The 5,213-nt window shown below is 71.4% G+C and carries 6 protein-coding genes; 5 read left to right on the forward strand and 1 reads right to left on the reverse strand.

Going from position 1 to position 5,213, the window contains the following annotated elements:
• The first annotated feature begins 373 nt into the window (after positions 1-373).
• Positions 374-1,564 carry a hypothetical protein gene (locus R6V09_RS45230; protein ID WP_317887303.1) on the forward strand — a complete coding sequence of 397 codons (1,191 nt, stop codon included), beginning with the start codon at positions 374-376 and terminating at the stop codon, positions 1,562-1,564.
• A 142-nt stretch (positions 1,565-1,706) separates the two neighbouring features.
• The gene (locus tag R6V09_RS45235; RefSeq protein ID WP_317887304.1) at positions 1,707-2,978 is read left to right on the forward strand and encodes an alpha-L-fucosidase; all 1,272 of its coding nucleotides are present in this window, start codon (positions 1,707-1,709) and stop codon (positions 2,976-2,978) included.
• A 21-nt stretch (positions 2,979-2,999) separates the two neighbouring features.
• On the opposite strand, the gene R6V09_RS45240 is transcribed toward R6V09_RS45235, so the two are convergent.
• Entirely contained in the window at positions 3,000-3,797 is a 798-nt protein-coding gene (locus tag R6V09_RS45240; RefSeq protein ID WP_317887305.1) for an AraC family transcriptional regulator, read from the reverse strand.
• Positions 3,798-3,952: 155 nt separating this feature from the next.
• On the opposite strand from R6V09_RS45240, the gene R6V09_RS45245 reads away from it, so the two are divergent.
• The 3 genes from R6V09_RS45245 to R6V09_RS45255 all read left to right on the forward strand — a co-directional run.
• A complete protein-coding gene (locus tag R6V09_RS45245; RefSeq protein WP_317887306.1) occupies positions 3,953-4,249 on the forward strand; it encodes a YkvA family protein in 297 nt (98 codons plus the stop codon).
• Positions 4,250-4,413: 164 nt separating this feature from the next.
• Positions 4,414-4,605 carry a putative ATP-grasp-modified RiPP gene (gene tgmA / locus R6V09_RS45250; protein ID WP_019070092.1) on the forward strand — a complete coding sequence of 64 codons (192 nt, stop codon included), beginning with the start codon at positions 4,414-4,416 and terminating at the stop codon, positions 4,603-4,605.
• A gap of 16 nt (positions 4,606-4,621) precedes the next feature.
• A partial coding sequence (locus R6V09_RS45255; protein ID WP_442810263.1) for an MvdC/MvdD family ATP grasp protein occupies positions 4,622-5,213 on the forward strand: 592 nt, incomplete at its 3' end.

Here is a 5,213-nt window from a genome sequence, read left to right on the forward strand (position 1 = left end):
CCCCCTGCAGGCACCGCCCCCGTCGAGCGCGCGCTCGGTACCGGCCGGATTCAGCGCGCCGCCGGCCGAGGCGGGTGTGCCGTCCCGGCCGGACCGCCGCCGAAGGTGAGGTGCGCGGGGGCACACGGAAGGGACCCACCCCGAGCGGATGGTGGGCGGGTCCCGTCCGCGCCACCATTCTGGGGACCGGGCCATGTCAAAGGCACGCGTGAAACCCCGCCACCCGGAGTGGACCGATCACACCCCGCGCGTATGCTCACGCCGTATCGCAGGAATTTCGGGCATACGACGCTCTCCGACCCCCGCTTGACCCGCCAAGATCTCCCACGGTGATACTGGTGGGTCAGCCCCGCCCCCGCCCGCAGATTGGCCTATGTCGAACTCCTCCACAGCTTCGCCCACGATCCCCCACACGGTGTGGCTGGCTCGCGGCCGCCACGTCGGGTCCGAGGACACGGCGGGTGTCGTACGGCGACAGTTGCAGCGACTCAAGGACCGCGAGGTCATCGACGACCGTCTGGAACCGGACGAGGATCAGGGTCATGACCCCCGGGAGCATGTCTTCGAGGCTCGTTGGCGGGTCGAGGGAACGGTGACCGTGCGGGCGCGGCTGACGCTTCCGGCGCCTGTGGAGCCGGGCTCGCCCGCCGCCGCCCCGGCTTCGGCCGACGGGCGGGAATGGATCCTGGTCGCGGAGGCCGAGCAGGTCTGGGATCCGCGGTGGCCCTCTCCCGCGACCGTGTTCTGGCCCGAGGACGCGGACACCGGCTGGGACCACGCACCGGTCCCGGGGCTGCGCTTCGGGGAAGTCAATCCGCTGCCGTCCGACGAGAAGGAGCTGCGGCGGCTGTTCCGGAGCTGTGCGCAGGACGGCTGGAGCGTGCACGTCGTCGTGCACGAGGCGATGACCCCGGACGCGCGCGGCCGGCTGCCGCTGGCCCGGCTGCTGCCGGCGAGTCTGCGGCACTGCGTGGTGGAGCACCGGGCCACGCCCGACCAACTACGGTCCGTCAACTGGGCGTTGCTGCGCGAGTTCGACTTCCAGGTGCCGCGCGGCGGGGCCGTGGTGCTGCCCACCAACCCGGCCGCCCCCGGCTACGACGTGCGGGACTTCTCCGTGCGCAGCGTCTTCCTCGACGGCTCCGAGCCCACCGAACTCGTGGACGTGCTGTGCCGTTACGCCGCCTCCGCGCGTCCCCTGCCGGAGGGCGGCGCCGAGGCCGTCACCGCACTGCGCGAGCAGTGGGGCCTGATGACGCTGGAGGAGGAACTGGCCCGGGAGCGCAGGCTCGTGGCCATGTACGCCGAGGCGCTCGAAGCGATGACGAAGTCCCGCGACCTGTACCGGGAGTCCGCCGACCGCGCCAACGAGGCGCTGGCCGCGCTGCGCGAGTCCTCCGGCACCGCCGTGCTCGGCGAGCCTCCCCCGTCGGCGGTGTCGCCGTTCCAGCGGACCTTCGGCCGGTTGCGGGACGCGACAAAGGCGCTGCGCCCCGCGCCTCCGGCCGACGGGGACCGTGTCGATCCGTCGCGGGACGGCGGCCGGTCGGCTGAGGAGCGGTAGCCGGTCGGCTTCCGGCTTCCGCCGACTTCCGGCCCCTCAGGCACGCGAGCAGCAAGTGCGGCGCGGCGGCGGTGGTGAGAATGGACCACCAGTGGTGATCACCGCCCACGCGCCCCGCCGTCTCGCGGCCTAGCTTGGCGGTATGCCGATGCAACCCTGGTTCCGCGATGCCAAGTTGGGCATCTTCGTCCACTACGGGATCTACGCCGTCGACGGTGTGCCGGAGTCCTGGTCGTTCTACACGGGTCAGGTCCCGCACGAGCAATACATGCGCCAGCTGGACGGTTTCACCGCCGCGCGCTACGAACCCCGGGACTGGGCGCGGCTGTTCGCACGGGCGGGTGCCCGGTACGCGGTGCTGACCGCCCGGCACCACGACGGTGTCGCCCTGTGGGACTCGGCGCACGGCGACCTGAACGTGGTCCGGCGCACCCCGGCCGGCCGCGATCTGATCGGACCCTGTGCCGACGCGCTGCGCGAGGAGGGCCTCAAGGTCGGGCTCTACTACTCCCACTCCGACTGGAACCACCCCGACTACGCCACTACGGTGCACCCGCGACCGCCGGACGAGGAGATACGCGCCAACCCGTACGCCTCCGCGCGGCCCGGCGAGGAGGATCCGGCCGCCTGGGCGCGTTATCTCGCCTACCGCGACGGCCAGGTCGGCGAGTTGGTCGACCGCTTCCGGCCCGACCTGCTGTGGTTCGACGGCGAGTGGGAGCGCGCCGAAGAGCAGTGGGGCATGCGGGAGTTGGCCGGGCTGATCCTCGCCGGGAATCCCGACACCGTCCTCAACGCCCGGATGCTGAGCCACGGTGACTACGCGACGCCCGAGCAGGGGGTGCCGTTGCAAGCCCCGGACGGGCCTTGGGAGTTGTGTCTGACGGTCAACGACTCGTGGGGTTTCCAGCACCGGGACGAGCATCACAAGTCGGTGCGGCAGCTGGTGCGCTACTTCACGGAGACCATCGGGATGGGCGGCAATCTGCTGCTCGACGTGGGCCCGAGGGAGGACGGGACGATCCCGCCCGCGCAGGTGGAGCGGCTTGAGGGGCTCGGCGCGTGGATCGCCCGGCACTCCGAGGCGGTGTACGGCACGGTGGCCGGTCTGCCCGCCGGGCACCACTACGGGCCGAGCACCCTGTCCGCCGATCGCCGCACGCTGTACCTGGTGTGCTTCGATCCGCCGCGCGAGTCGGTGTCGGTGCGCGGCCTGCGTACACCCGTCAAGCGGGTCACGGTGCTCGGCACCGGCGCCGGACTCGGCCACGACGTGATCGGCGGGCTCGGCGAGGTTCCGGGCGTGACGTGGATCGACGCCCCGCGGGCGGCCGATGTGGACGAGCGGGCGACGGTCCTGGCGGTGCAGCTGGACGGGGAGTTGGACCTGTACCGGGGTACGGGCCGGGACTGATCCGCACGGTGCGGGACGGATTCACCCGGTGCCGGCACGAACCGCCCTGGGCGAGGCGCCCAGTTCGCGTCGGCACGCCTTGTTGAAGGCCTGCAGATCGCCGATGCCGACGGCCGCCGCGATCGCCGGGACGGACAGCGTCGACTCCCGCAGCAGGTGCCGTGCGTGTTCCAGGCGGCGGTGCCGGATGTAGGCGACGACCGTGGTGCCGATCTCGCCGCGGAACAGCCGGATGAGGTGGTTGTGCGAGACGCCGGCCGCGCGCGCCACCTCGGGCACCGTCAAAGGTGCCGCCAGGTGCGATTCGATGTGTGCGACGGCGAGGGCGAGCGCGGGGTGGGGTCCGGCGGCGTCACCGGCGGCCGGCATCGCGAGGTCGACCACACGCCACAGCACGGTCCACAACTCGGCCGCGGCACGCGCGGAGTTGCGCGGCGCCGCGGCGACGGCGCGCAGCATCAGGTCGGTGAGCACGGGCGTCTGCGTGCCTGCGTCCTGCATCACGGGAACGGTCAACCGCTCGCCGGCGGAGGGGAGTTCCAGGTGGGCGAAGAGGTGCTCGGAGCGGCCCCGGTAGTGGAAGCGCACCAGCGCGCCGGGCGGCACCAGGCTCACATGGCCGGGCCTGATCCGGTGCGGCACCCCGTCGACGGTCAACTCCGCCTCGTACCGGTAGAGATGCAGCTGCCAGAGGTCGGGCAGCCGGAACACGTCACGCGGGCTCACGGTGCCGTGCACACCGACGCCGAGGCTCGCGACGCGTGGTGGGGTGTCGAGGCCGATCCGTACGTGGGTTCCGGTCCCGCTGGTCGCGCTCACGGTGAAAACGTACCAGTGCCCGACCAGGCACAGTTGGCTGTCAAGACCGTTCCGGGCGTTCGGGTGTGATGTTCCCCTCTTCGGCAATACCGGGGCCTTAACCGGGCATCCGGATAGGGCACATGCCGTGCGGCCGGACCGGAAAAGGGGAGCCCGTGGATTCGACCACAACCGTGATCGTCGTCGCCGTGGTGCTCGCGGTGGCGCTGCTCGCCGTGGCCGTCGGAGTGCTGGTGCGGCTCGTCCGTATGCGGCGCGGACTGCGGCGTGCAGGCCTTCCGACCGGCCCCAAATGGGTTTTCTGGGGCGCCGTCCTCTACTTCGTACTACCGACCGACCTGATGCCCGATCCCGTGTACCTGGACGACATCGCCGTACTTCTCCTCGCCCTGCGCACGATGCGCAAGTCCCTCGGCGAGCAGGAGGAGGGGCAGCCGGGCGACCTCCGCTGAACCCGGCGAGCGCCCCGCCTCCCTTCCTTTGATTACGCAGCGTAAGGAAACCATTCACTCGTTCGATTCGTATAAGTCTCTGGAAGCAGACGGAAGTCAGCGGGCCAAGCGACCTCGCAGGGTGGCCACCGCTTGCACGAGGCAGTACCGACGAGGGAGAGACGATGCAACCGTTCGCGCTCAACTACGCTCGCCCGGCAGCACAGTTGGAGCTCACCACTCCGTACAGCTACGACTCCGGACTGCAGTTGAACGTGCTCGCCGACGGACGGGTGGCCGCCCACGATCTCGCTCTGCTGAGGGAACTGGGGACCACGACGTCCACCGCGGGATCGAAGACTCACTTCGACGACTGAACGCGGAACGACGAAAATGACCGTGTTGGTCCTTACCTGCGAAGAGGACGTCACCGCGGACCTGGTGATGGTGCACCTGCACGCGTCCGGCGTCCCCGTGGTCCGGATCGATCCCGCCGACCTCACCGGCGGGGTCGCGCTCTCCGGCGAGTACGTCCACGGAGCCTTCCGCGGCCATCTCGCGGCCGGGGGACGGCTGGTGAGCGTGAGCGGACTGCGCTCCATCTGGGTGCGCAGACCCGGCACCCCGGCGACCCGCGCACCCCAGCCCTCCGCGTGGCTCACCGAGGAGGCCTCACAGGCGCTCTACGGCATGCTGCGCGGCTCCGGCGCCCGCTGGATGAACCACCCCGACGCGGCGCGCCGCGCCCGGCACAAGCCCTGGCAGCTGCGGCTGGCCCAGCGCAGCGGACTGCCGGTGCCCGCCACGCTGATCACCACGTTCCCGCAGGCCGCCCGTGAGTTCTCGCGGCGCTTCCCTGACCTGGTGGTCAAGCCGGTCTCCGGCGCCCACCTGCAGGATCCGCCCCGGGCGGTGCCGACCAGCCGGGTCGCGCCGGACACCGACTTCGCCGCCGTGGCCTTCGGTCCCACGCTGCTGCAACGGC

It is taken from the genome of Streptomyces sp. W16, assembly GCF_033194735.1.
Classification (GTDB): Bacteria; Actinomycetota; Actinomycetes; order Streptomycetales; family Streptomycetaceae; genus Streptomyces.

What these genes read in the sequence shown, in the direction of transcription:
- R6V09_RS45235 (WP_317887304.1), top strand. Translation starts at nt 1,707, where the DNA reads ATGCCGATGCAACCCTGGTTCCGCGATGCCAAGTTGGGCATCTTCGTC.
- R6V09_RS45230 (WP_317887303.1), top strand. Translation starts at nt 374, where the DNA reads ATGTCGAACTCCTCCACAGCTTCGCCCACGATCCCCCACACGGTGTGG.
- tgmA (WP_019070092.1), top strand. Translation starts at nt 4,414, where the DNA reads ATGCAACCGTTCGCGCTCAACTACGCTCGCCCGGCAGCACAGTTGGAG.